The organism is Aquincola tertiaricarbonis (genome assembly GCF_023573145.1).
Taxonomy (GTDB): Bacteria; Pseudomonadota; Gammaproteobacteria; order Burkholderiales; family Burkholderiaceae_C; genus Aquincola; species Aquincola tertiaricarbonis_B.
On record NZ_CP097635.1, the window covers coordinates 916139 to 937944 of the forward strand.

Sequence of the window (21806 nt, forward strand, 5' to 3'; positions counted from 1 at the left end):
AGGTCCTGTCTACTCGGCAGGGGCCCCTGCGGACCGAGCGCAGCGATGATTTCGTTGCTCACGCGCGCAAGCCTTGCCAGAACCTCGCAGTCCCCTCCCCTGGGCGCTGGCACCTCAAGCCACGAGAGTTGCTCATCGGCGAAGAGCTCCGTCACTCCCGCCGATGACGCCAGTTCATCGACCGTCAATCGATAGCGAGAGGCCATGCGGCCGAACCAGCTACCAAAGGCCTCGCCTTCAAACGGTCGATGCGCCACAGGCCAGGGTCGATCACGACGGCCGATTTGCCACATGCTCGAGATGCCCCACGGTGATGCGCTCGCTGCCGTCTCGGATGGCGGCCTCGGCCGCATCGTTGAGCAGCCGCGAGACCTCGCCTAGCAGTCCCCCGCTGACCGCACTCAGGTACTGCACCAGCGGGCGCTGGGTCAGCTCTGATGGCCGCTTCAGCGGCAGTGCCGCCTCGAACGCAGCCAGGAGGCGGCGGAACTCCTCGCTCTCGCTCCAGCGGGGCAACTCCAGCGGCGTGAAGCGGCTGTGGATCTGGGCGTCGCTTTGGAACGCCACCGGCGCCTCGCTCGTGCCGACCGCAACGATGGCCATCCTCAGCTCGTTGGAGAGGTACTTCAGCAAGTTCAGCGAGCCGCGCTGCTCCCGTGCGCTGCCAGCCAGCAGGTGGTGCACCTCGTCGACGATCAACAGCCGCGGCCCTATTCGGCGCAGGATGTCGCAAGCCACTTGCTCCAGACTCGCCAAGGTCGAGTTGGGGCCTTGGGGTACCCCCACTGCCGTCAGCAACGCCCGATAGAAGCGCCGCTGATCGGGCGACGGCGGCATCTGCAGGCTGATCACGGGTCTGTGCTCGACGCCGCGCACAGCGTCGAAGGCAGGCGGATGTTCACGAAGGAACTTGGCCACGATCAGCGTCTTGCCGATATTGGACGGACCGTGCAGCAGCATGCACGGCATGCGTTCGCGCTGCGGGGTGTCCAGGAGCCGTTGCAGCCGTTGCAGCGCCTGCGTCGCACGTGGGTAGTCGATCCAGCGGTCGGTCCGCAACGCCCGCACCCGCTGCTCGTCGTCGAGGTCGAGCATCTGCCTCGCTGCGGGATGAAGGTGGGAGCGCTCGCGCACGATCACTTCCAGATCTCCACGGCGTAAGGTGTCACCGGTTTGCTGTAGTCCACTTCCGTCGGCTGCCCAGAATCGCGGGTCTGAAGTTCAGGCGAAGGCGCCGCTGGTGGCGCCTTCGAGTTGCGGCGCGCCCGGCGTGCCGATCGCTCGGCTTGCTCCACGATCTGTCGTTGCGCACCGATGGCGCGGAAGACATGCTCTTCGGACACCCGGGGCACATGCGCCGCCCTGAGGGCTCGCACGGCGGCACGCTGCTCCCACAGCGTGATGCGAGGGCGCCGCAGGTCGGCGTAGTTCGCCTGCACATAGTTGCGCCCGTCGGCGCTGACGAAGATCCTCGACAGGTCCTCGGGGTGGTAGCGCACCCTCACCCTCTGCCGCTGTTCGCGCCAGACGACGAACACGGGGTTCCAGTAGCGGATGTAGAAAATGGTCAGGCCATCGGCCTGGATCGAGCGGTGGGCCAGCGGCATGAAGTTGATCAGCAGCTTCATGGCCTCATCGGGCCCAGGCGCCAGTTGGCGCGGGGCACGCTGTTCAACCAGTGACTGCCATGCCGAGAAGGGGGTGGAGCGGAACAGGCCCCGATGCTCGCTGTGGTGGTAGCGCTCGCCGACTTCGAGGGCCAGCCAACGCTCGAATTCCTCCAAGGTCAGACAGGCGCGCTGTTCGGGCTTGCGCGCCTTGCGGCCGCGCGGCGAGTTGCCGGTGGCGCCGGGCAGACCCTTCAGCCGCTGCATCAGCGTGCGGTTCATGCGCTCGATGTGGCCGCCATAGTTCGGGCGGCCGACCGGCCGGTGGTCGAGCTCGATGCCGTACTGAGCGCAGCCCAGGCGAAGGGCGCGGCTGCGGAACTCGGCCGCGTTGTCCAGGTGCAGCCGCTGCGGTAGGCCGGCCATCGGCCAGTCGATCTGCAGCCCCAGGTGAGCCAGCCAGGCCGCCTTGGGCTGGACGATGCGGCTGACCAGGAGGGCCACGGTGCCGGCACCGGGCCGCTCCATGCCGATGAAGAAGGCCGGGACCGTGCGCGTGGCCAGATCGATGGCCACCGACAGCCAGGGGCGGCCGATGACCTTGCGGGTGAAGCGGTCGACGATGAGGACGTCGGCCTGGGTGTGGTCGATCTGCACGATCTCCAACGGCCAGTCCGCTCCGAAGCTGCCGGGCGCGATTGCAGCGCCTGGGAGAGAGGCCAGATGCTGGAGTTCCTGGCCGCGGTGCGAACGCAGCCTGCGCGCCACCGTGTTGCGTGACGGCGCCACGAGACCATGTTCCGTGCAGCGCCGGCGAACCTCGTTGAAGGTGTCCAGCACGGGGTGTGCGAGCTCGCGCTGCCGCGGGAACCACTGTTCGACGACCGACGAGACGATCGCCTCGACCGCAGGCGCCAGCCGCCAGGGTTCGCCGCGGCGGCCTCCCGCGTCCGGTACCAGCGCAGACGTTCTCGGATCCGCCAGAAATCGAGCACGAAGGCGATAGACCGTGGTCCAGTGGACACCCAGCAGTTGGCCCGCGCGCTCGGCCTGCTCGCGTCTCATGGGACCTCGGCCTAACGGCCTCAGCACGCGAGCGATCCGGACTTCACGTTCGCCGATCTCATGGGGCGACTGCATCCGTTCACCTCACAAATGCGCCAGTAGCATGCTTCATGGACACGCCAAATGCAATAGCGAGGTTCGTGGACTCGGTGTCGCGTGTTGTCGTCAACTCGCTACAGACAGCGAGAGGAGTTCAGAACCCGAATTTCCTTGTTGAATCAATGCCTTAGCCGCAAGTCTCGCTAGCACGGTTCGTGGACATGGCTAGCAGGGTTCGTGGATCTCAACAGCTGGTGACGGTGGCACAGGCCCAAGAACTGGTTCCCTGGGAGCGACTGGTCGTCCCCGAAGACGTCGATGGCTCGCGGGGCACCTTCCGTGCCCCGCGGGCCAGTTGCGCACTCGACGCCAGCAACGACTATCAGGCCGTGAACGCCTGGCTGTCGCTGCACGAGTCGGCAGCGACCCAGCGTGCCTACCGCAAGAAGGCCGAACGGCTGATCCTGTGGGCAATCGTCGAGCGCGGGCGGGCCTTGTCGTCGCTGACCACCGAGGACGCCATTGCCTACCGTGCATTTCTGCGTCATCCGAGCCCTCGCGCGCGCTGGGTCGGCGCGCCGCAGCCGAGGTCGTCGCCGGCGTGGCGTCCCTTCGCGGGTGACCTCTCGGCACGCTCGGCCGCGTACGCGCTATCGGTGCTCAATGCCCTGCACCGCTGGCTCATCGAGCAGCGCTATGTGCTGGCCAATCCGTTTGCCGGCGTCAAGGTGCGAGGCGGCCGGCCGGCGCAGCTCGACACGTCTCACGCCTTCGCCGAGCACGAGTGGAAGCTCGTCCGGGTGGTGGCCGATGGCCTGGAGTCGTCCTACGGCTGGAGCGAGCCAGCCGCGCAGCGGCTGCGGTTCATGCTGGACTTTGCTTATGCCACGGGCCTTCGAATCAGCGAGCTCGTGGGCGCGCTACTTGCCGCGATCGAAGCAGACGCACACGGCGACACCTGGATCCGGGTCGTCGGCAAGGGCCACAAGGCCGGCAAGGTCGTGCTGCCTCCGTTGGCCCGCGCCGCGCTCGATCGCTACCTCGTTCAACGGGGACTACCCTGACGCCCTCGAAGTGGCGTCCGTATACCCCACTGATTGGCAGCCTTGGCGATGATCGAAACCAGATCTCGTCGTGGCGCCTGTGGCGAGTGATGAAGCGGTTCTTCAGCACCGCAGCCGACGTCGTGGGGAAGGCACCCCGGCGCTGGCCGAGAAGCTGCGCCTGGCCACGCCGCATTGGACAAGGCACACGCACGCCACTCACCTGCTCCAAGGCGGCGCCCAGCTGACCACGGTGCGCGACAACCTGCGGCACGCCTCGCTGGCCACGACCTCGATGTACCTTCACACCGACGATGCGCGGCGGGCCAAGCAGGTGACCGATCGGTTCGCAGCTCCGCGGTCGTAGCCTACAGTCGCCTCGCCTTCACACACCCTGCAAACCATGCCGCCCATCACCTGCGATGCCTGCCATCAACCCGCGGACGACCACGATGTCGTGAACTACGGGTTGATGGAGGCCGGCTACCGGCGGCTCTGCGGCCGATGCTTCAACGAGGCCGCCGCCACCCGACTCGGGCTGCAGGGGTTCGAGCACGTGGCGTTCGAGCCCATCCGCATGCTCGACGGGCGCGGGGCGGAGCACGAGTTCCGGTTCCGCAACTGGCTGTGCGGCACCGGCTTGGCGATCGACGCGTTCGAGTTGCGCGATGGCGGCCCTGCCGGGTATCGGTTTCAGGTGATCGGGGAGCCAGACGACGACCCTCTGGAGTTGCTCGGCAAGCTCATTGTCAAGATGCGCCGTGCCTTGGCTCTCACCCACATCGAGGACACTGACCACGGACCGCAGGTGAACGATGGCTTGGTGCTACGAGGGACCGTCGACAGCGATCCCGACGAGGACAATCGTGTGCCGATGATCGTGATTGACGGCCGTGAGATCTCCTGGGACGAGTTCGGACGGATGGTGGCGACCTTCGAGGGCTGGCAGTTCAAGCTGGAGTTTCGCGACCGGAGCGAAGAGGTCTGACCGGGCCGAACGCGTAAGTCAGCGGGATCCGGCATCGCACGGGTGCCCGAGACGAAGCGCACCAATCAGCACGAAAAATCTGCAGATCTCGGAAGAGCCGGAATTGTAAGTGCTTGTCGTGCAACGGGTTCTCAGATCACAGCGCACCAATCTGCACGAAAGGTACGACTACCCCATCCACCACCTCCAGTTTCTGATTCCACCTTAACAAGGTGTCCTGGAAACCGGCAGCAGCCCATCGGCAGTCAACGCCAGGTCGCCTCGAGCGCTTGTCCATCGAATGCGAAACGAGCGCGCAGCCGACTGCAACCGCCCTGCTAGGCGTCGACGAGAACGACATGCATATACCTCGGGCCATGGGCGCCCAGCACCAGGCTTCCCTCGATGTCGGTCGTGCCGCTGGCCCCCGTGATGAGGTTCACGTTGCGGGGCATCGGCTGGCCAGCAACCAGCGTCGCGTAGTCTTCAAGGTAGGCCAGGAGATCGGCCTTGCGAAGCAGCACGATGTGATGCAGCGGAAGGAAATTCGCCAGCACCGCCGTGTCGGCCCCGGAATGGAAGACCAGCGAGCCGGTCTCGGCAATACCCCACCGCGCCATGCCGATCGCGGCCACTTCGTCAGAGGCGACGCGGTCGCGCACCGCGAACCCCGACCAGTCGAGCGAACGCAGCAGCGCAAGCGGCTGGAGAGCGATGGCCTTCGGCAGATCGCGTGCGCGAAGGTACCTGGCCACGGCCTCAGGCAATGCGGCTGTCGATTCGATGCGCTCAGCCGTCGCGGCCACCTTGGGCGAGGTGACACGCGCAATGAAGGCTTCCGCCAACGAGCTTGCGAGGAGCCTGGGCCGCGTTGACGGCAGGTCCGCCAGCAGCGTCGCGGCAGCGCTGGCAACGCTTGCCGGATCGATGCTTCGGCGACCGAGCGCAGCGCGGACGCGGCCCAGAATGTCGTCACGTGCCGTCACTTCTGCCTCCCCTCGCCGCTGGCGTAGCGGGCCATGAAGGTGCGGCCCTCGGGCGCCGGAAAGTCCCTGTGCTCCGTCCACGCGCCGAGACCGGGCATGCTGCGGATCCGTCCCCCACGGCCGAACAAACGCATCGCGCGAACTGCGACCGAGGCGCCCAGCTTGTACAGCCACGGGCGCGACGCGACAAACGTGAAGATCCCCATCCCAAACCGCATCGCCGCCGGTTCCAGCCCCTCGCGCCACGAGCGGTCGCGCCAGCCGCGCAGCAAGGTCGGCAGCGGAATGTCCACTGGGCAGACCTCCTGGCACTTGCCATTGAGGGTGCACGCGTGCGGCAGGTCGCGGGTCTGCTCCAGACCGTCGAAGACCGGGGTGAGCACGGCCCCCATCGGCCCGGGGTAGGTGCCACCGTAGGCATGCCCGCCCATCTGTCGGAACACCACGCAGTGGTTCATGCAGGCGCCGCAGCGGATGCAGCGCAGCATCTCGCGCAACCCGGCCTCGGCGAGCATCTTCGTGCGGCCGTTGTCGACCAGCACGATGTGGAATTCCTCAGGGCCGTCCAGGTCGCCGGGCTTCTTGGGTCCGCAATGGAAGGTGGTGTACTGCGTGACGTCGGCGCCCGTGGCCGAGCGCACCAGCAGGCGCAGCAGCGCGAACGCGTGCGGCAGGCTCGGCACGAGCTTCTCGATGCCGGCGGTGACGATGTGCATGCGCGGCGGCGATGTCGTCAGCTCGGCATTGCCCTCGTTGGTCACGGTGCAGGTCGCCCCGGTGTCGGCGAGCAAAAAATTGGCGCCCGAGATCGACACGTCAGCGCTCAGGAACTTGTCGCGCAACTCGCGGCGGGCGCTGTCGACCATCGCCTCGATCGTCTCCTCGGTGTGCGGGACACGATGCGCCTGCTTGAACATCTCCGACACCTGCTCGCGCGTGCGGTGCATCGACGGCCAGACGATGTGCGACGGCCGATCGCCTCCGAGTTGCACGATGTGCTCGGCCAGATCGGTTTCGACGCGCTCGATGCCGGCCGCGTCCAGCGCATGCGGCAGGCCGATCTCTTCGCCGAGCATCGACTTCACGCGCGTGACCCGCTTTGCGTTGGCCTTGCGGCACAGGTCAACGACGATGCGCGAGGCTTCGTCAGCCGTCGACGCCCAGTGCACCTGGGCGCCGGAGGCGATCGCGTTGCGTTCGAACTCGAGCAGGTAGTGGTCGAAGTGCTCGATGACGTGGTCTTTGATCCGCTTGCCGCGGTCGCGGGCGGCGTCGAACTGCGGGAAGGCCGCCAGCGCGGCGGCGCGCTTGCGCTCGGCCGTGCCGGTCGTGCGGTCGATCGCGAGCTTGAGCTTCGGATCGCTCAGCGCGACGTCCGCACGCGCGCGGAAGGACAGGATGGAGGTGTGCATGGTCTCGCTCATTCCTTCTCGCCGATCGAAGGCGCATCGGCCATGCCGGCCAGCACCTCGGCGGCGTGGTAGACGCGCACCGGCGAACCGTTGCGCTGCAGCTTGCCGGCCATGTTCACAAGGCAGCCCAGATCGCCGCCGAGCAGCAGGCGGGCGCCGCTGCGGTCGATCGCGGCGGCCTTCTCCGACACCACGGCGTTGGAGATCGCCGGGTACTTGACGCAGAACGTGCCGCCGAAGCCGCAGCACACGTCGTTGCCTTCGAGCGGTTTCAGCTCCAGGCCGCCGACCGTGCCGAGCAGCGCGCGCGGCTGTTCGTAGACACCCAGTTCACGCAGGCCGGAGCAGCTGTCGTGGTAGGTGGCGGTGGTCGCGAGTGTCACGCCGCTCGGCTTGAAGTGCATCACGTCGACGAGAAAGCTCATCAACTCGAACGTGCGCTCACCGAGCCGGCGCGCGCGCTCGGCCCAGGCCGCATCGTCGGCCAGCGCCTCGGGGTAATGTGCGCGTGTCATGCCGACGCAGGAGCCCGAAGGCGCGACCACGTAGTCGTAGGGCTCGAAGATCTCGATGAAGCGGCGCGCCAGCTTGGCCGCATCGCGGGTGTCACCACTGTTGAAGGCCGGCTGCCCGCAGCAGGTCTGCTGCGCCGGCACCTCGACCTGGCAGCCGGCGTCTTGCAGCAGCTTGAGTGTCGCGAAGCCGACGCTGGGGCGGATCGCGTCGGCCAGGCAGGTGACGAAGAGCGCCACCCGGGGGGGCGTCGACGGCTTGAGCGGACCGCGGGAATCAGTCATGGGAATTCTTTCGGTTCGGGCAGCGCATCACGGCAGTTTCACACCGAGCAGCGGATCGCCCCAATTCACCACATGCATCGCCACCATGGCCAGCGCTCCGACGAGCGCAACATAGTAGATCGTCGGAATGATCGTGCGGCGCAGGATCTGGCCCTCGCGCCCCATCACGCCGACCGTCGCCGAGGCGGCCACCACGTTGTGGATCGCGATCATGTTGCCCGCTGCCGCGCCGATGGATTGCGCCGCGACCATCGTCGCCCCGCTCACGCCGAGGGCTTGAGCCACGCTGTACTGGTACTGGCTGAGCATCAGGTTCGAGACGGTGTTGGAGCCGGCCAGGAAGGCGCCGAGCGCACCCACCGTCGGCGCGAACACCGGATAGACGTCACCTACCGATGCAGCGACCCAGCGGGCCATCGAGATCGGCATGCTGGCGAGCTCGTTGGCGTTGACGCCCGACTGGATCATGATGCGCACCATCGGCACGGTGAACAGCAGCACGAAGCCGGCACCGAGCAGGGTGCCGCCGGACTCGCGCGTGGCCTTCACGAAGTCGGACATGTGCATGCGGTGCAGCAGGATCGTGAGCAGGCAGACGAAGACCAGAATGCCGCCGGGCAGGTACAGCGGCTGGAAGTTGCCACTGATGCCGGCCTCGCCGAGGATGTCCTTCACGCCGACACTCACCGACAGCAGCCAGGCCTTGAAGTCGGGCATGGTGCGGCTGAGCACCAGGATCAGCGCCAGCAGCAGGTAGGGCACCCAGGCGAGGACGATCGGGATCTGCTTCGTGGCATGGTCGACCTTCATCTGGATGCTGCCCATCCACTCCTCCGGCCACTCCTTCGGGTCGGCGAAGTCCCAGGTCTTCTTCGGCACGAGAAAGCCGGCGCGCGCGGCCAGCGTCGCCAGCGCCAGGCCCAGCAGGCCACCCAGCAGCGAGGGGAACTCAGGCCCGAGAAAACGCCCGGCCAGCCCGTACGGGATCGTGAAAGCGAACGCCGAGAACAGCGCAAACGGCACCGCCGGCAGCGCCTCGGACCACGAGCGGTTGCGGCCGAAGAAGCGGGTCATGAAGAACACCAGGAACACCGGGATCAGCGTGCCGGCGATGGCGTGGCCGAGTGCCACCCGCTCCACGATCAGGTTGAAGAAATCGGGCCAGCCCTGACCTTGAGCCACCAGCGCCTGTGTCATCGACTCGCGCTGCAGCCCGCCCTGCACACCGACGAGCAGCGGCGTGCCGACCGCGCCGAAGGACACCGGCGTGGACTGGATGATCATGCCGAACATCACCGCCGACAGCGCCGGAAAGCCAACCGCCACCATCAGCGGGCCGGCCACTGCTGCCGGTGTGCCGAAGCCAGAGGCGCCTTCGATGAAGCAGCCGAACAGCCAGGCGATCAGGATCACCTGGATGCGGCGATCCGGGCTGATGCGTGCGAAGCCGCTGCGGATGCTGGCGATGCCGCCCGAGTGCTTGAGCGTGTTCAGCAGCAGCAGCGCGCCGAAGATGATCCACAGCACCTGCACCGTGATGATGATCCCTTCCAGCGTCGCCGCGAGGACGCGGTTGAAGCTCACACCCCAGGCCGTCAGCGCGATGAGGGCGGTGACGACATAGACCAGCGGCATCGCGCGCTTGGCCGACCAGCCGAGGCCGACCAGCAGCACGCCCGACAGGGCGATCGGGGTGAATGCCAACAGGGCTTGCAGGCCGAGTTCCATGGGGTGTCTCCTTGAAATGGTTTGGATGCGTGGCTCGGCCGGCTCAGGCGATCAGCGCGGCCAGCACCTCTTCAAGCGTCTTCTTCGCGTCGCCGAACAGCATGCGGTTGTTGTCTTTGTAGAAGAGCGGGTTGTCCACGCCGGCATAGCCCGAGGCCATGCTGCGCTTCATGACGATCGAGGTGCGCGCCTTCCACACCTCGAGCACCGGCATGCCGGCGATCGGGCTCGTGGGGTCTTCCTGCGCCGAGGGGTTCACGATGTCGTTGGCGCCGATGACCATCGACACGTCGGTGCCGGGGAAGTCCTCGTTGATCTCGTCCATCTCGAGCACGATGTCGTAGGGCACCTTGGCCTCGGCGAGCAGCACGTTCATGTGGCCCGGCATGCGGCCTGCGACCGGATGAATGCCGAAGCGCACGTTGACACCCTTGTCGCGCAGAATCTTCGTGATCTCGCACACCATGTGTTGGGCCTGCGCCACCGCCATGCCGTAGCCGGGCACGATGACGACGTTCTTGGCCTCGCGCAGCAGCTCAGCAGTCTCCACGGCGCTGACTGGCACCACCTCGCCGGCCGGTTGCGCGCCACCGTCAGCAGGAGGCGGCGCACCGCCACCGGTGCCGAAGCCGCCGGCGATGACGCTGATGAAGTTGCGGTTCATCGCGCGGCACATGATGTAGCTCAGGATGGCGCCAGAGGAACCCACCAGGGCGCCGACGACGATCAGCAGATCGTTGCCGAGCATGAAGCCGGTCGCTGCCGCGGCCCAGCCCGAGTAGCTATTGAGCATCGACACCACCACCGGCATGTCGGCGCCGCCGATCGCCATCACCATGTGGATGCCGAACAGCAGCGCGATCACCGTCATGACGATCAGCGGGGTCATGCCGGCCTGGATCTCGTGCGCGCGCAGGAACTCGCGCCCGAACCAGACGACCACCACCAGCCCGGCCAAATTGAGCCAGTGACGCCCGGGCAGCAGCAGCGGCTTGCCGCCGATCTTGCCGGACAGCTTGCCGAAAGCGACGATCGATCCCGAGAACGTGACCGCGCCGATCAGGATGCCGACGTAGATCTCGACCTCGTGGATCGCCTTCTCGGCCGGTGTCGGGAACACGGTGGACGTATCGACGTAGCTCGCGAAGCCGACCAGGCAGGCGGCCAGTCCGACGAGGCTGTGCATCAATGCCACCAGTTCGGGCATCTGCGTCATCTGCACCTTCTTGGCGGCGAAGAGGCCGATGGCGCCGCCGACGACGAGGGCGCCGACGATCCACGCGTACCCGGCCGGCGTGACGCGCGGGCCGAGCACGGTGGCCAGCACCGCGAGGGCCATGCCGACGATGCCGAATACGTTGCCGCGGCGCGCGGTCTCCGGATTCGACAGCCCGCCCAGGCTGAGGATGAAGAGGATGATGGCGCCGATGTAGGAGACGGTGGCCAGGCCTGCGGTCATGTTCGCTCCTGCTTCTTGTTGTTCACTTGCGGAACATTGCCAGCATGCGCCGCGTGACCGCGAAGCCGCCGAACATGTTGACGGCCGTCAGCACCAGCGCCACGACGGCCAGGCCGAGGATCAGCTGCGACGGCCGATCGGCTCCGGCACCACCTGCCAGCGGCGGCGCCACCTGCACCAGCGCGCCGATGGCGATGATCGACGAGATGGCGTTGGTCACGCTCATCAGCGGCGTGTGCAGCGACGGCGTGACGTTCCACACCACCATGTAGCCGATGAAGCAGGCCAGCACGAACACGGTGAAGTGCGCGAGGAACGAGGCCGGCGCGTAGAGGCCCACGAGCGCGAAGGCCAGCGCACCCGCGCCGAACACCGTCAATAGCGACCGCGCCGACATCGGCTCGCTGGCACCGTGGCCGTGGCCCTTCTTGGCGGACGGCGCGACGACGGACGCCGCTGCGGGTTTGGCCGGTGCCGCGGCCGGCAGTTTGGGCGGCGGAGGCGGCCATGTGATGGCACCTTCCTTGATGACCGTCAGGCCGCGGATCGCGTCGTCTTCCATGTTGACGTCGATGACGCCGTCCTTGGTCTTGCACAGCTCCTCGGTCAGACGCAGGAGGTTGTTCGAGTACAGCGTGGAAGACTGCTTGGCCAGACGGCTGGCGAGGTCGGTGTAGCCGATGATCGTCACGCCGTGTTTCACCACCGACTGGCCGGGCTCGGTGAGTTCGCAGTTGCCGCCCTGCTCGGCCGCCATGTCGACGATCACGCTGCCGGGCTTCATGCTCTTGACCATCTCAGCGGTGATCAGCCGCGGCGCGGGCTTGCCTGGGATCAGCGCGGTGGTGATCACTATGTCGCATTCCTTGGCCTGCTGCGCGTACATCGCACGCTGCGCGGCCTGGAAGCCCTCGCTCATCACCTTGGCGTAGCCGCCGCCACCCGAACCCTCTTCCTCGTAGTCGACCTTGACGAACTCGCCGCCGAGGGAGACCACCTGATCGGCCACCTCGGCGCGGGTGTCGTTGGCGCGCACGATCGCTCCGAGGCCCGCCGCGGTGCCGATCGCCGCCAAGCCCGCCACGCCGGCACCGGCGATGAACACCTTGGCCGGCGGAATCTTGCCGGCGGCCGTGATCTGGCCGTTGAAGTAGCGGCCGAAGGCGTTGGCCGCCTCGATCACCGCGCGGTAGCCGCTGACCCCGGCCATCGAGGTCAGCGCGTCCATCTTCTGCGCGCGCGACAGCTGGCGCGGCAACGAGTCGATGGCGAGCACGGTGGCCATCTTTGCCGCCAGCTGCTTCATCAACTCAGGGTTCTGCGCTGGCCAGATGAACCCGATCAGCGTGCCGCCTTGCCGCAGCAGCGCCACCTCGTCAGGGCTCGGCGCACGCACCTTGAACACGATGTCCGACCGGGCCCAGATGTCGGACGCGGTCTCAACGATGTCGGCCCCGGCCGCTCGGTACGCGTCGTCGGCGAAGTTGGAGGCGTCGCCGGCGCCGCTTTGCACGGCCACCGAGAAGCCCAGCTTGCGCAGCTTCTCCACCACGTCCGGCACGGTCGCGACGCGCTTCTCGGCCGGCGCGGTCTCCGTGGGAACTCCAATCAGCAAGGCCATGGTCTCGACTCCTCAGTGGTACCCATGCCCGGCGCGCACCTTGCCCCGGAACACCCAGTACGACCAGATCACGTACAGCAGGATGATCGGCAGCAGAAACATCGTGCCGACAAGCAGGAAGGCCTGCGAAATCGGATGCGCTGCGGCGTCCCACAAGGTGATCGATGGCCATATCAGGTAGGGCCACAGGCTGATCACCAGGCCGGTAAAAGCCAGGAAGAAGATGCCGAACGAACACAGGAACGGCAGCACGTCGCGCCGTTCGTGGCGCAGACTGGTGTAGAGCAGCGCCGCGACGGCGGCGGTGAGGATGGGCACCGGCGAGAACCAGAGCAGGTTCGGCCAGCTGAACCAGCGCTCGGCGATCCGCTCGGAGGCAAGCGGCGTCCACACGCTCACCGCCGCGACGAACGCGAGCACCCACCACAGGGAGCGCTGTGCGATGCGTCGCGACCACTGCTGCAGCGGGCCTTCGGTCTTCATCACCAGCCAGGTCGCGCCCTGCAGCATGTAGGCGGCGACGACCGCGGCGCCGGTCAGCAGCGTGAACGGCGTGGCCCAGTCCCAGCTGGTGCCGACGAACTGTCGGTTCTGCACCGGAAAGCCCTGCACGATGTTGCCGAGGATCACACCCTGGGCGAAGCTGGCGACGAGCGAGCCCCAGATGAACGCGTTGTCCCACACGCCGCGTCGCGCGCCCTCGACTTCGCGGAACTCGAATGCGACGCCGCGGAACAGCAGGCCCAGCAGCATCAGCAGGATGGGGAAGTACAGCGCGGGCATCAGCACCGCGAACGCGAGCGGAAACACCGCGAGCAGGCCGCCGCCGCCCAGGATCAGCCAGGTCTCGTTGAAGTCCCACACCGGGGCGACGCTGGCCACCATCAGGTCGCGCTCATGCGGGTCGCGACGCAACCCGAACAGCATGCCGACGCCGAGGTCGAAACCGTCGAGCAGCACGTACATGAAGACGGCGAGCGCGAGGATTGCAGTCCACAGCGGCACGAGGTCAAGTTGCATGGTCGCCCCTTGCCGTCGCACCTGCCGTTGTTGCTTCCGTGGCAGCCGACAGCGGTCGTGCCGGGCGCGCCGGCTCGTCCTGCGACGGTTCGCCTTGCGCGGCTTCCGCCGCGACCGCCACCTGCGGGCCGGCGCGCACGATGCGCCGCAGCAGCATGAAGCCGGCGCCGAAGATCACGATGTAGGCGGCGATGTAGAACGCGAACGACAGGGCGACATCGAAGGTGGTCAGGCTTGGACTCACGCCCTGGCTCGTGCGCATCAGGCCATAGACCACCCACGGCTGGCGCCCGACCTCGGTGACGGTCCAGCCGGCAAGCACGGCAATGAAGCCGAGCGGCATCGACCAGTGAGCCAGCCTGAGGAACAGCGGCGACTCGTAGAGCCGCCCCTTGAAGTGCATGACCCAGCCGACGACCACCACGAGCAGCATCAGCAGCCCCATGCCGACCATGATGCGAAACGCGAAGTAGACGATCGCCACCGGCGGCCGCTCCTCGCGCGGCCATTCCTTCAGACCCTTGATCTCTCCGTTCCAGTCGTGCGTGAGGTACCAGCTCGCGAGCTTGGGGATCGCGATCTCGAAGCGGTTGCGCTCGGCCTTCTCGTCTGGGATCGCGAACAGCGACGCCGCGACGCCGCGTTCGGTCTCCCAGATGCCTTCCATCGCAGCCAGCTTGGCCGGCTGGTGCTTGAGCGTGTTCAGGCCGTGCAGGTCGCCGACGACGATCTGCAGCGGCACCATGATGCTCAGGAAAGCGAGCGACATCTTCACCATCACGCGGCTTTCCTCGACGTGCCGGCGCTGGCGCAGGAACCCTGCGGCGACGGCGAGGATCACGAATCCGCTGGTGACGAGGAAGGCGATCACCGTGTGCGAGAGGCGGTATGGAAACGACGGCGTGAACAGCACCGCCAGCATGCTGACCGGCTCGAAACGCCCGTCCACAACGACGTGGCCCTGCGGCGTCTGCATCCAGCTGTTGACGGCGAGGATCCAGAACGACGACATCAGTGTGCCGAACGCCACCATCAAGGCGGAGAACACATGCGCCCACTGCGGCACCAGCTTGCGGCCGAACAGCAGCACGCCGAGGAACGCCGCCTCCAGGTAGAACGCGGTCAGCACCTCGTAGGCCATCAGCGAGCCGATGACGCTGGCGGCGGCGTCGGAGAAGCGGCTCCAGTTGGTGCCGAACTGGAACGGCATAACGATGCCCGAGACCACGCCCATGCCGAACGAGACGGCAAAGATCTTGATCCAGTAGGCCGACAGCCGCCGGTACACGTCATCCTTCTTCCACCACCACAGCACTTCGAGCGTGGCGATGTAGCAGGCCAGCCCGACGGTGAATGCCGGCAGCAGGATGTGCCAAGCGATCACCCACACGAACTGCAGGCGCGACAGCAGCAAGGCGTCCATGGTTCAGGCGGTCAAGGTGTGGCCGTTGTCGGTGAGAGCCGGGGCTCAGCCTTGGCGCGCCCGCCTGGAGGACGACTTGGCGGCCGGGGGCGGCGCCGATGCGTCGAGCCCCTCGGACATGCCGATCAGCACGCCGCGCGCCAGCGCCGTGTAGTGGTCCATCCAGGCGTCCACGGTGCTCTGGGCCTGGGCTCGGCCCCGTCGCACGGCCTCGCGCGACCGCTCGGTCAGCTGCTCCAGCGCAGCCGTGGCGCTGGAGCCGGTCGCGCTGCCCCTGGCCTTCATCCCTTCGAGCACCATGGCCCAGGGTCCTTGCAGGTTCTTCGCCGCGTCGGCCACTGCCTTGTCCAGGCTGCCATACAGGGTGTCCTCCATCTTCTCGATGTCGGCGAGCGCCTTCTTCATCTTGGTCTCTCGCAGCTGGACGCCCTGGTCGACGAATTGTTCGAGCGCCCGGCGATTGGCTTCGACCGCCTTGACCAGTGCGGCATCCATGCCCTCGACGGCCTTCATCAGCAGCGCCTCGACATCGGTTGTCGGCAAGCCGCTCTTCGCGGCGCCGGCCGAGGCGGCCTTGGTCGTCGCCTTGACCGCGTCGCGCACGCTCTTGAGCGTCAGCTCGCGGCCCTGCAGGGCCTTCAGCGTGGCCTGCTGCACGGCCTGGCGCAGCGCGTCGCCCTGGCGGGCCGAGGCCTGAGCGAACCGCTCTACCAAGGCGTCATGGTCGAAACCGGACTCGCTCATCTCGTTGTCTCCTGGAGAGTTGTTGTCGCAACACGCATCACTGCATGTGCTGGCCGCCGTTGATCGCGATGTTGGCGCCGGTCACGAACGCCGCTTCGTCGGATGCGAGGTAGATGATCAGACCCGCCACTTCCTCGGGCTTTCCCAGACGCCCCACCGGGATGTGCGGCAGGATCTTCGAGTCGAGCACGTCCTTCGGAATCGCCGTGACCATCTTGGTGCCGATGTAGCCGGGCGAGATGGTGTTGACGGTCACGCCCTTCTTCGCCACCTCCAGCGCCAGCGCCTTGGTGAAACCGTGCACGCCGGCCTTGGCCGCCGAGTAGTTGGTCTGGCCGAAGGCGCCCTTGCTGCCGTTGACCGACGAGACGTTGATCACCCGGCCCCAGCCCCGGTCGGACATCGCGTCGACGACCTGCTTGCTCATGTTGAACAGGCTGTCGAGGTTGGTGCGCATCACCGCGTCCCAGTTGACCTTGTCCATCTTCTTGAAGGTCATGTCGCGCGTGATGCCGGCGTTGTTCACCAGCACGTCCACCGGTCCCACCTTGGCTGTGACCTCGGCCACCGCCTTCGCGCACGAGTCGAGGTCGGCCACGTCGCAGGGCACCGCGGCGATGTCGTAGCCGCGCTCCTTCATGCCGGCCACCCACTCGGCATGCTTGCTGTTGCCCGGCGAGTAGGTGACCGCGACCTTGTAGCCGGCGTCGGCCATCTTGGTGGAGATCGTTTCGCCCAGGCCGCCCATGCCGCCGGTGACCAGGACCACGCGTGTGTTGCTCATTTCGATGTCTCCTGGCGGGTTGAATGAGTTCCGATCTCAGCGCTCGATCGCGAGCGACACGCCCATGCCGCCGCCGATGCACAGCGCGGCAAGACCCTTCTTCGCGTTGCGGCGCTGCATCTCGTGCAGCAGCGTGACGAGGATGCGGCAGCCGCTCGCGCCGATCGGGTGGCCGATCGCGATGGCGCCGCCGTTGACGTTGACCTTGGCGGGGTCGGCTTCGAGCACCTTGTTGACCGCGCAGGCCTGTGCGGCGAACGCTTCGTTCAGCTCGAACAGATCGACGTCGCCGACCTTCCAGCCGGCACGTTCCAGCGCCTTGCGACTGGCCGGCACCGGGCCCATGCCCATCGTCGCGGGGTCGAGGCCGCTGGTGCCGAAGCTGGCGATGCGCGCCAGCGGCGTCAGGCCCAGTGCTGCGGCCTTCTTCGCGCTCATCACCACCACCGCGGCGGCGCCGTCGTTCAGCCCCGAGGCATTGCCGGCGGTGACGCTGCCGGCCTTGTCGAACGCCGGCCGCAGACCGGCCAGCGCTTCGGCATTGGTCTTCTTGTTGATGAACTCGTCGGCCGCAAAGACCAACGGGTCACCCTTCTTCTGCGGAATCGTCACGCCGACGATCTCGTCCTTGAAGCGGCCCGCGTCCTGCGCCGCCGCCGCCTTCTGCTGGCTGGCAAGTGCGAGCGCGTCCTGCTGCTCGCGCGTGATCGAGTGCGCCTTGGCCACGTTCTCGGCCGTGGTGCCCATGTGGTACTGGTTGTAGACATCCCACAGGCCGTCGACGATCATCGAGTCGAGCATCTTCCAGTCGCCCATGCGCTGGCCCTGCCGCGAACCGAACAACACATGCGGCGACAGGCTCATGCTCTCCTGGCCGCCGGCGACGACGACCTCGCTGTCGCCCCAGGCCACGGCCTGCGCGGCCAGCATCACCGCCTTCAGGCCCGAGCCGCAGACGGCGTTGATCGTCAGCGCGGGAGTCTCCTTGGGCACGCCGGACTTCATCGAAGCCTGGCGCGCCGGGTTCTGGCCGGCGCCCGCGGCCAGCACCTGGCCCATGATGACCTCGCCGACCTGCGCCGGATCGAGCTTGGCGCGCGCAATGGCCTCGCGGATGACGATCGCACCGAGTTCGGTGGCGGGGATGTTGGCGATCGAGCCGCCGAACTTGCCGACCGCGGTGCGCGCGGCGGAGACGATGACGATGTCTTGCATGATGAGTGCTCCTGTGAGGCAGGGGTTGGAGATCGGCTTACGGGGCTTTGGTCTTGACGTAGCGGCCAGGCGCCGCTTCGATCGGTTTGTGCTTGCGTGAGCCCGCCGACTTGGGTGCGGCAACCAGGCGGCCGGCGTGTTCGTCCAGCCAGTCCATCCAGGCAGGCCACCAACTGCCCGGCACGTCCTCGGCGCGTTCCAGCCAGCGGTCGGCGTCGGCGGCGAGCTTGCCGACCCAGTGGTTGCGTTTCTTCTTGGCCGGCGGGTTGATGACCCCGGCGATGTGGCCGCTGGCGCCGAGCACGAAGCGCACGTCGCCGCCGAGCAGTTGCGTGCCGGCATAGGCGGTCTGCCAGGGCACGATGTGGTCCTCGCGCGAGGCGTAAACGAAGGCGGGCACCGTGATCTGCCCCAGATCCACCGGCAGGCCGCACTGCATCGTGCCGCCCGGCTCGCGCAGCTTGTTCTCGAGGTAGGTGTTGCGCAGGTACCAGCAGTACATCGGCCCCGGCAGGTTGGTGTCGTCGCCGTTCCAGAACAGCAGGTCGAAGGCGGGCGGCGCCTTGCCCTTCAAGTAGCCGTTGACGACATAGGGCCAGATCAGATCGTTGGCGCGCAGCGCGGCGAAGACCTGTGCCAGTTCGCGGCCCTTGAGCAGGCCGCCGTGGCCGATCGTGGCCTCGCGTGCGGCGACGGCCTGCTCGCTGACCATCAGGCCGAGCTCGCCGGTGTCGCTGAAGTCGAGCATCGTCGTCAGCAAGGTCAGGCTCGCCGCCTTCTCGTCGCCGCGCGCGGCCAGCACCGCCAGCGCACTGGCGAGCAGCGTGCCGCCGATGCAGAAGCCCAGCGTGTTGACGCGGTCGGCGCCGCTGATCGCCAGCGCGACGTCGATCGCCTGGACCACGCCCTGCTCGAGGTAGTCGTCCCAGCCGAGCTTGCCCTGCTCGGGCCCGGCGTTGCGCCACGAGACCAGGAACACCGTGTGGCCCTGTGCCACCGCGTGGGCGACCAGCGAGTTGTCGGGCTGCAGGTCGAGGATGTAGTACTTGTTGATGCACGGCGGCACGATCAGCAGCGGCCGCTCGTGCACCTTCGCCGTCGTCGGCGCGTACTGGATCAGCTGGATCAGGTCATTCTCGAACACCACGCTGCCGGGCGTGGTGGCGACGTTGCGCCCGACCTCGAACGCGCTGTCGTCGGTCATCGACACGCGGCCGCGGGCAAAGTCCTGCACGAACAGGCGCATGCCTTCGACGAGGCTCGCGCCGCCGCTGTCAAGCGCGGTCTGCAGTGCCTCGGGGTTGGTGGCCAGGCAGTTGGCCGGGCTCAGCGCATCGACGACCTGGCGCAGCACGAATCCCCACTGCGCCTTGCTGCGGCCTTCCAGCGGCGCGGCGTCCAGGTTCTTTCGCACCATGTCCGACAGGCCGAGGTAGGTTTGCGTCAGCCCGTCGAAGCGCGGATCGTTGCGCCAGGCCTCGCCTGCGAAGCGACGGTCGGCTACCGGCACTTGCGCGCCCGCCCCCGATCCGGCCAGCGCGCCGGTCCACCAGTTGCTCGCCTGCTGCTGCCAGGCCAGCAGCGCCTTGGTGCCTTCCATCCAGGGCGACATGAATGGCAGGGCCAGCGGGGGCGCAGCCTCGCCGGAACCTGCCGGGTCGGAGCCGCCGCCAAGAATGCGAAACAACTCCTGCTGGCCTGCCAGCAGGTCGGTCAGCCACTTCGAAGGGTCGGGGTTGGGAGCAGTCATGGCCCCTCCTCAGTGCAGCTTCACATGCGGTTCGGTGCGCCGAACGATCAGGCGCGCCAGTGTGTCGAGGGCGACCTTGGCGAAGCCATGCAGCGCCAACTCGTGCATCTTGTAGAGCGACAGGTACATCGTGCGCGCGAACAGGCCCTCGACCATCAGGCTGCCGCCGATGAGCCCGCCCATCATGTTGCCCACCGTGCTGAACTCGCCCAGCGAGACCAGCGAGCCGAAGTCGCGGTAGCGGTAGGGCCGCAGCGGCTTGCCGGCCAGGCGCAGACCGATCTGCTTGACCATGTGCGACGCCTGCTGGTGCGCCGCCTGGGCACGCGGCGGCACCATGCCGCCCTTGCCGTGGTCGGCCTGCGGCCACGCGCAGGCCGCGCAGTCGCCGATGGCGAACACATCGTCGTCCCGGCTGGTCTGCAGCGTCGGCTTCACCACCAGCTGGTTGGTGCGGTTGGTCTCGAGCCCGGCGATGTTCTTCAGAAAGTCCGGCGCCTTGACGCCCGCCGCCCACACCACCAGTTCCGCCGGCAGCAGCCGGCCGTCGGCGAGTCTCACCCCGCCGGGCAGCACCTCGGCCACTATGGCGTGGGTGTGCACCTCGACCCCCAGCTTGGTCAGCAGCGATTCGGTGGCCTGCGACAGCCTCTCCGGCAGCGCCGGCAGCACGCGCGGCGCCGCTTCGATCACGCTGACGCGGATGTCCTTGTCGGCATCGACACGGTCCAGCCCGAAGGCGACCATCTCGCGCGTCGTGCGGTGCAGCTCGGCCGCCAACTCGACACCGGTGGCACCCGCGCCGATGATCGCCACCTTCAATTGCTCAGGGCGCAGCGGCGTTGCCTGCGCATGGGCGCGGATGCAGGCATTGATGACCCGGGTGCGGAAGCGCTGCGCGTCGGCAGCGGTCTCGAGCTTCATCGCGTGCTCGGCCACGCCCGGCGTTCCGAAGTCGTTGCTGAGGCTGCCAATCGACACCACCAGCGTGTCGTAGCCGAACACCCGCTGAGCGGTCACCTGCTGACCCTCGTCGTCGACGTAGGGGGCCACCAGCACCTCGCGCCGCGCGCGGTCGAGACCGACCATCGCGCCGACGCGCCAGCGGAAGTGGTGCCAATGCGCCTGCGCCAGGTAGCCGACCTCATGCGCGCTCATGTCCATGCTGCCGGCGGCGATCTCGTGCAGCTTGGGCTTCCAGACATGCGTCCGGTTGCGGTCGATCAGCGTGATCTCAGCCCGCCCGCGATTGCCGAGGGTGTCGCCCAGCCGCGTGGCCAGTTCGAGCCCGCCTGCGCCGCCGCCGACGATGACGACGCGGTGGCGGCCCGCGGGGTTGTTGCGGGTGCCGCTCATGGCGTGGCTCGATCCAGGGCCTGACGCAGAGCGATCAGGAACGTCTCGGGCTTCTCGGCGTGCACCCAGTGCCCCGCGTCCTCGATCGTGTGCGTCTCGAACTCCGGGAACAGGTCCTTGAAGGACGCGAGGTCCACCGCGGCCACATAGTCGGAGGCACCGCCGTGGATCAGCGAAGTCGGGCCGGTGAAGCGGCGACCGAGCAGCGTGGTCGGAAACCCACTCAGCACCGGCACCGACATGCCGATCGCCGCGAGGTTCAGCCGCCAGTCGAAGTGGTCGTTGCGGCTGACCAGGTTCTGCAGCAGGAAGGGTGCGGTCGCCGGGTCGGGCAGCCGTTCGGCCAGGCGCCGCTGCGCCTCGGTGCGGCTCGCCGTCGCCGCCGCATCGATGCTGCGCATCGCTTCCACGTAGGGCGTGAAGCGGTCGGCGTAGGCCACCGGCGCGATGTCGACCACCACCAGGTTGCCGACCGAGGCCGGGCTCGTCAGCGCCAGCGCCATCGCGGTCTTGCCGCCCATGCTGTGACCCACGACGGTCGGCCGCGACAGGCCCTGACGAGCGATCAGCGCCCGCACGTCGTCCGCCATCTCGAGGTAGTCCATCGAGTCGGTCCACGGCGAGTGGCCATGGTTGCGCAGATCGACGCACAGCACGCGGTGATGCGGTGCCAGGGCCCGCGCCACCGAGCGCCAGTTGGCGCCCGAGCCGAACAGCCCGTGCAGCACCACCACCGGGGGTCCGGTGCCGGTGTCCTCGAACGCCAATTGCAGTGCCAAGGGTCGGGGCC

The 21806-nt window shown here is 67.6% G+C and carries 17 protein-coding genes and 1 pseudogene; 2 read left to right on the forward strand and 16 right to left on the reverse strand.

From position 1 onward, the window contains the following. Positions 1-270 precede the first annotated feature (270 nt). On the reverse strand, positions 271-1095 hold the full coding sequence (locus MW290_RS04320; protein ID WP_250196058.1) for a TniB family NTP-binding protein: 825 nt from the start codon (positions 1093-1095) through the stop codon (positions 271-273). A 41-nt stretch (positions 1096-1136) separates the two neighbouring features. Beyond that, positions 1137-2672 carry a TnsB C-terminal domain-containing protein gene (locus tag MW290_RS04325; RefSeq protein WP_250196059.1) on the reverse strand — a complete coding sequence of 512 codons (1536 nt, stop codon included), beginning with the start codon at positions 2670-2672 and terminating at the stop codon, positions 1137-1139. A gap of 281 nt (positions 2673-2953) precedes the next feature. Between MW290_RS04325 and MW290_RS04330 the strand changes: the two are divergent. Together MW290_RS04330 and MW290_RS04335 are read left to right on the forward strand one after the other, a co-directional pair. After that, positions 2954-4121, forward strand: a pseudogene (locus MW290_RS04330) (tyrosine-type recombinase/integrase); the annotation flags it as partial. Positions 4122-4157: 36 nt separating this feature from the next. Continuing rightward, positions 4158-4742, forward strand: a complete 585-nt coding sequence (locus MW290_RS04335; RefSeq protein WP_250196060.1) for a DUF7686 domain-containing protein — start codon at positions 4158-4160, stop codon at positions 4740-4742. A 317-nt stretch (positions 4743-5059) separates the two neighbouring features. On the opposite strand, the gene MW290_RS04340 is transcribed toward MW290_RS04335, so the two are convergent. Genes MW290_RS04340 through MW290_RS04405 form a run of 14 tightly spaced genes read right to left on the reverse strand, consistent with a single transcriptional unit; the run spans position 5060 to position 21795 of the window. Beyond that, positions 5060-5707: a LutC/YkgG family protein gene (locus tag MW290_RS04340; protein WP_250196061.1), complete on the reverse strand. Its 648-nt coding sequence runs from the start codon at positions 5705-5707 to the stop codon at positions 5060-5062. After that, positions 5704-7119, reverse strand: coding sequence for a LutB/LldF family L-lactate oxidation iron-sulfur protein (locus MW290_RS04345; RefSeq protein ID WP_250196062.1), 1416 nt, complete (start codon positions 7117-7119; stop codon positions 5704-5706). The genes MW290_RS04340 and MW290_RS04345 overlap by 4 nt, the downstream gene beginning before the upstream one ends. Positions 7120-7127: 8 nt before the next feature. After that, entirely contained in the window at positions 7128-7916 is a 789-nt protein-coding gene (locus MW290_RS04350) for a (Fe-S)-binding protein (RefSeq protein WP_250196063.1), read from the reverse strand. A 27-nt stretch (positions 7917-7943) separates the two neighbouring features. Continuing rightward, positions 7944-9644, reverse strand: coding sequence for an L-lactate permease (locus MW290_RS04355; protein ID WP_250196064.1), 1701 nt, complete (start codon positions 9642-9644; stop codon positions 7944-7946). 43 nt (positions 9645-9687) lie between these two features. Next, positions 9688-11103 (reverse strand): Re/Si-specific NAD(P)(+) transhydrogenase subunit beta, encoded by a 1416-nt coding sequence (gene pntB / locus MW290_RS04360; RefSeq protein WP_250196065.1) that lies wholly within the window; start codon positions 11101-11103, stop codon positions 9688-9690. A 22-nt stretch (positions 11104-11125) separates the two neighbouring features. Then, the gene (locus tag MW290_RS04365; protein ID WP_250196066.1) at positions 11126-12724 is read right to left on the reverse strand and encodes a Re/Si-specific NAD(P)(+) transhydrogenase subunit alpha; all 1599 of its coding nucleotides are present in this window, start codon (positions 12722-12724) and stop codon (positions 11126-11128) included. 12 nt (positions 12725-12736) lie between these two features. Continuing rightward, positions 12737-13744: a cytochrome d ubiquinol oxidase subunit II gene (cydB, locus tag MW290_RS04370; RefSeq protein WP_250196067.1), complete on the reverse strand. Its 1008-nt coding sequence runs from the start codon at positions 13742-13744 to the stop codon at positions 12737-12739. Continuing rightward, on the reverse strand, positions 13734-15167 hold the full coding sequence (locus MW290_RS04375; protein WP_250196068.1) for a cytochrome ubiquinol oxidase subunit I: 1434 nt from the start codon (positions 15165-15167) through the stop codon (positions 13734-13736). Before MW290_RS04375 ends, cydB begins: the two co-directional genes overlap by 11 nt. 45 nt (positions 15168-15212) lie before the next feature. Further along, on the reverse strand, positions 15213-15911 hold the full coding sequence (locus MW290_RS04380; RefSeq protein WP_250196069.1) for a DUF6781 family protein: 699 nt from the start codon (positions 15909-15911) through the stop codon (positions 15213-15215). A 37-nt stretch (positions 15912-15948) separates the two neighbouring features. Beyond that, the gene (gene phbB, locus MW290_RS04385; RefSeq protein WP_250196070.1) at positions 15949-16695 is read right to left on the reverse strand and encodes an acetoacetyl-CoA reductase; all 747 of its coding nucleotides are present in this window, start codon (positions 16693-16695) and stop codon (positions 15949-15951) included. A 36-nt stretch (positions 16696-16731) separates the two neighbouring features. Further along, complete coding sequence (locus MW290_RS04390) at positions 16732-17910, reverse strand: acetyl-CoA C-acetyltransferase (protein ID WP_250196071.1); 1179 nt, start codon at positions 17908-17910, stop codon at positions 16732-16734. Between the two features lie 37 nt (positions 17911-17947). Beyond that, positions 17948-19660 carry a PHA/PHB synthase family protein gene (locus MW290_RS04395; RefSeq protein ID WP_250196072.1) on the reverse strand — a complete coding sequence of 571 codons (1713 nt, stop codon included), beginning with the start codon at positions 19658-19660 and terminating at the stop codon, positions 17948-17950. A 9-nt stretch (positions 19661-19669) separates the two neighbouring features. Further along, complete coding sequence (locus MW290_RS04400; protein WP_250196073.1) at positions 19670-21016, reverse strand: NAD(P)/FAD-dependent oxidoreductase; 1347 nt, start codon at positions 21014-21016, stop codon at positions 19670-19672. Beyond that, on the reverse strand, positions 21013-21795 hold the full coding sequence (locus MW290_RS04405) for an alpha/beta fold hydrolase (protein WP_250196074.1): 783 nt from the start codon (positions 21793-21795) through the stop codon (positions 21013-21015). Before MW290_RS04405 ends, MW290_RS04400 begins: the two co-directional genes overlap by 4 nt. Positions 21796-21806 lie beyond the last annotated feature (11 nt).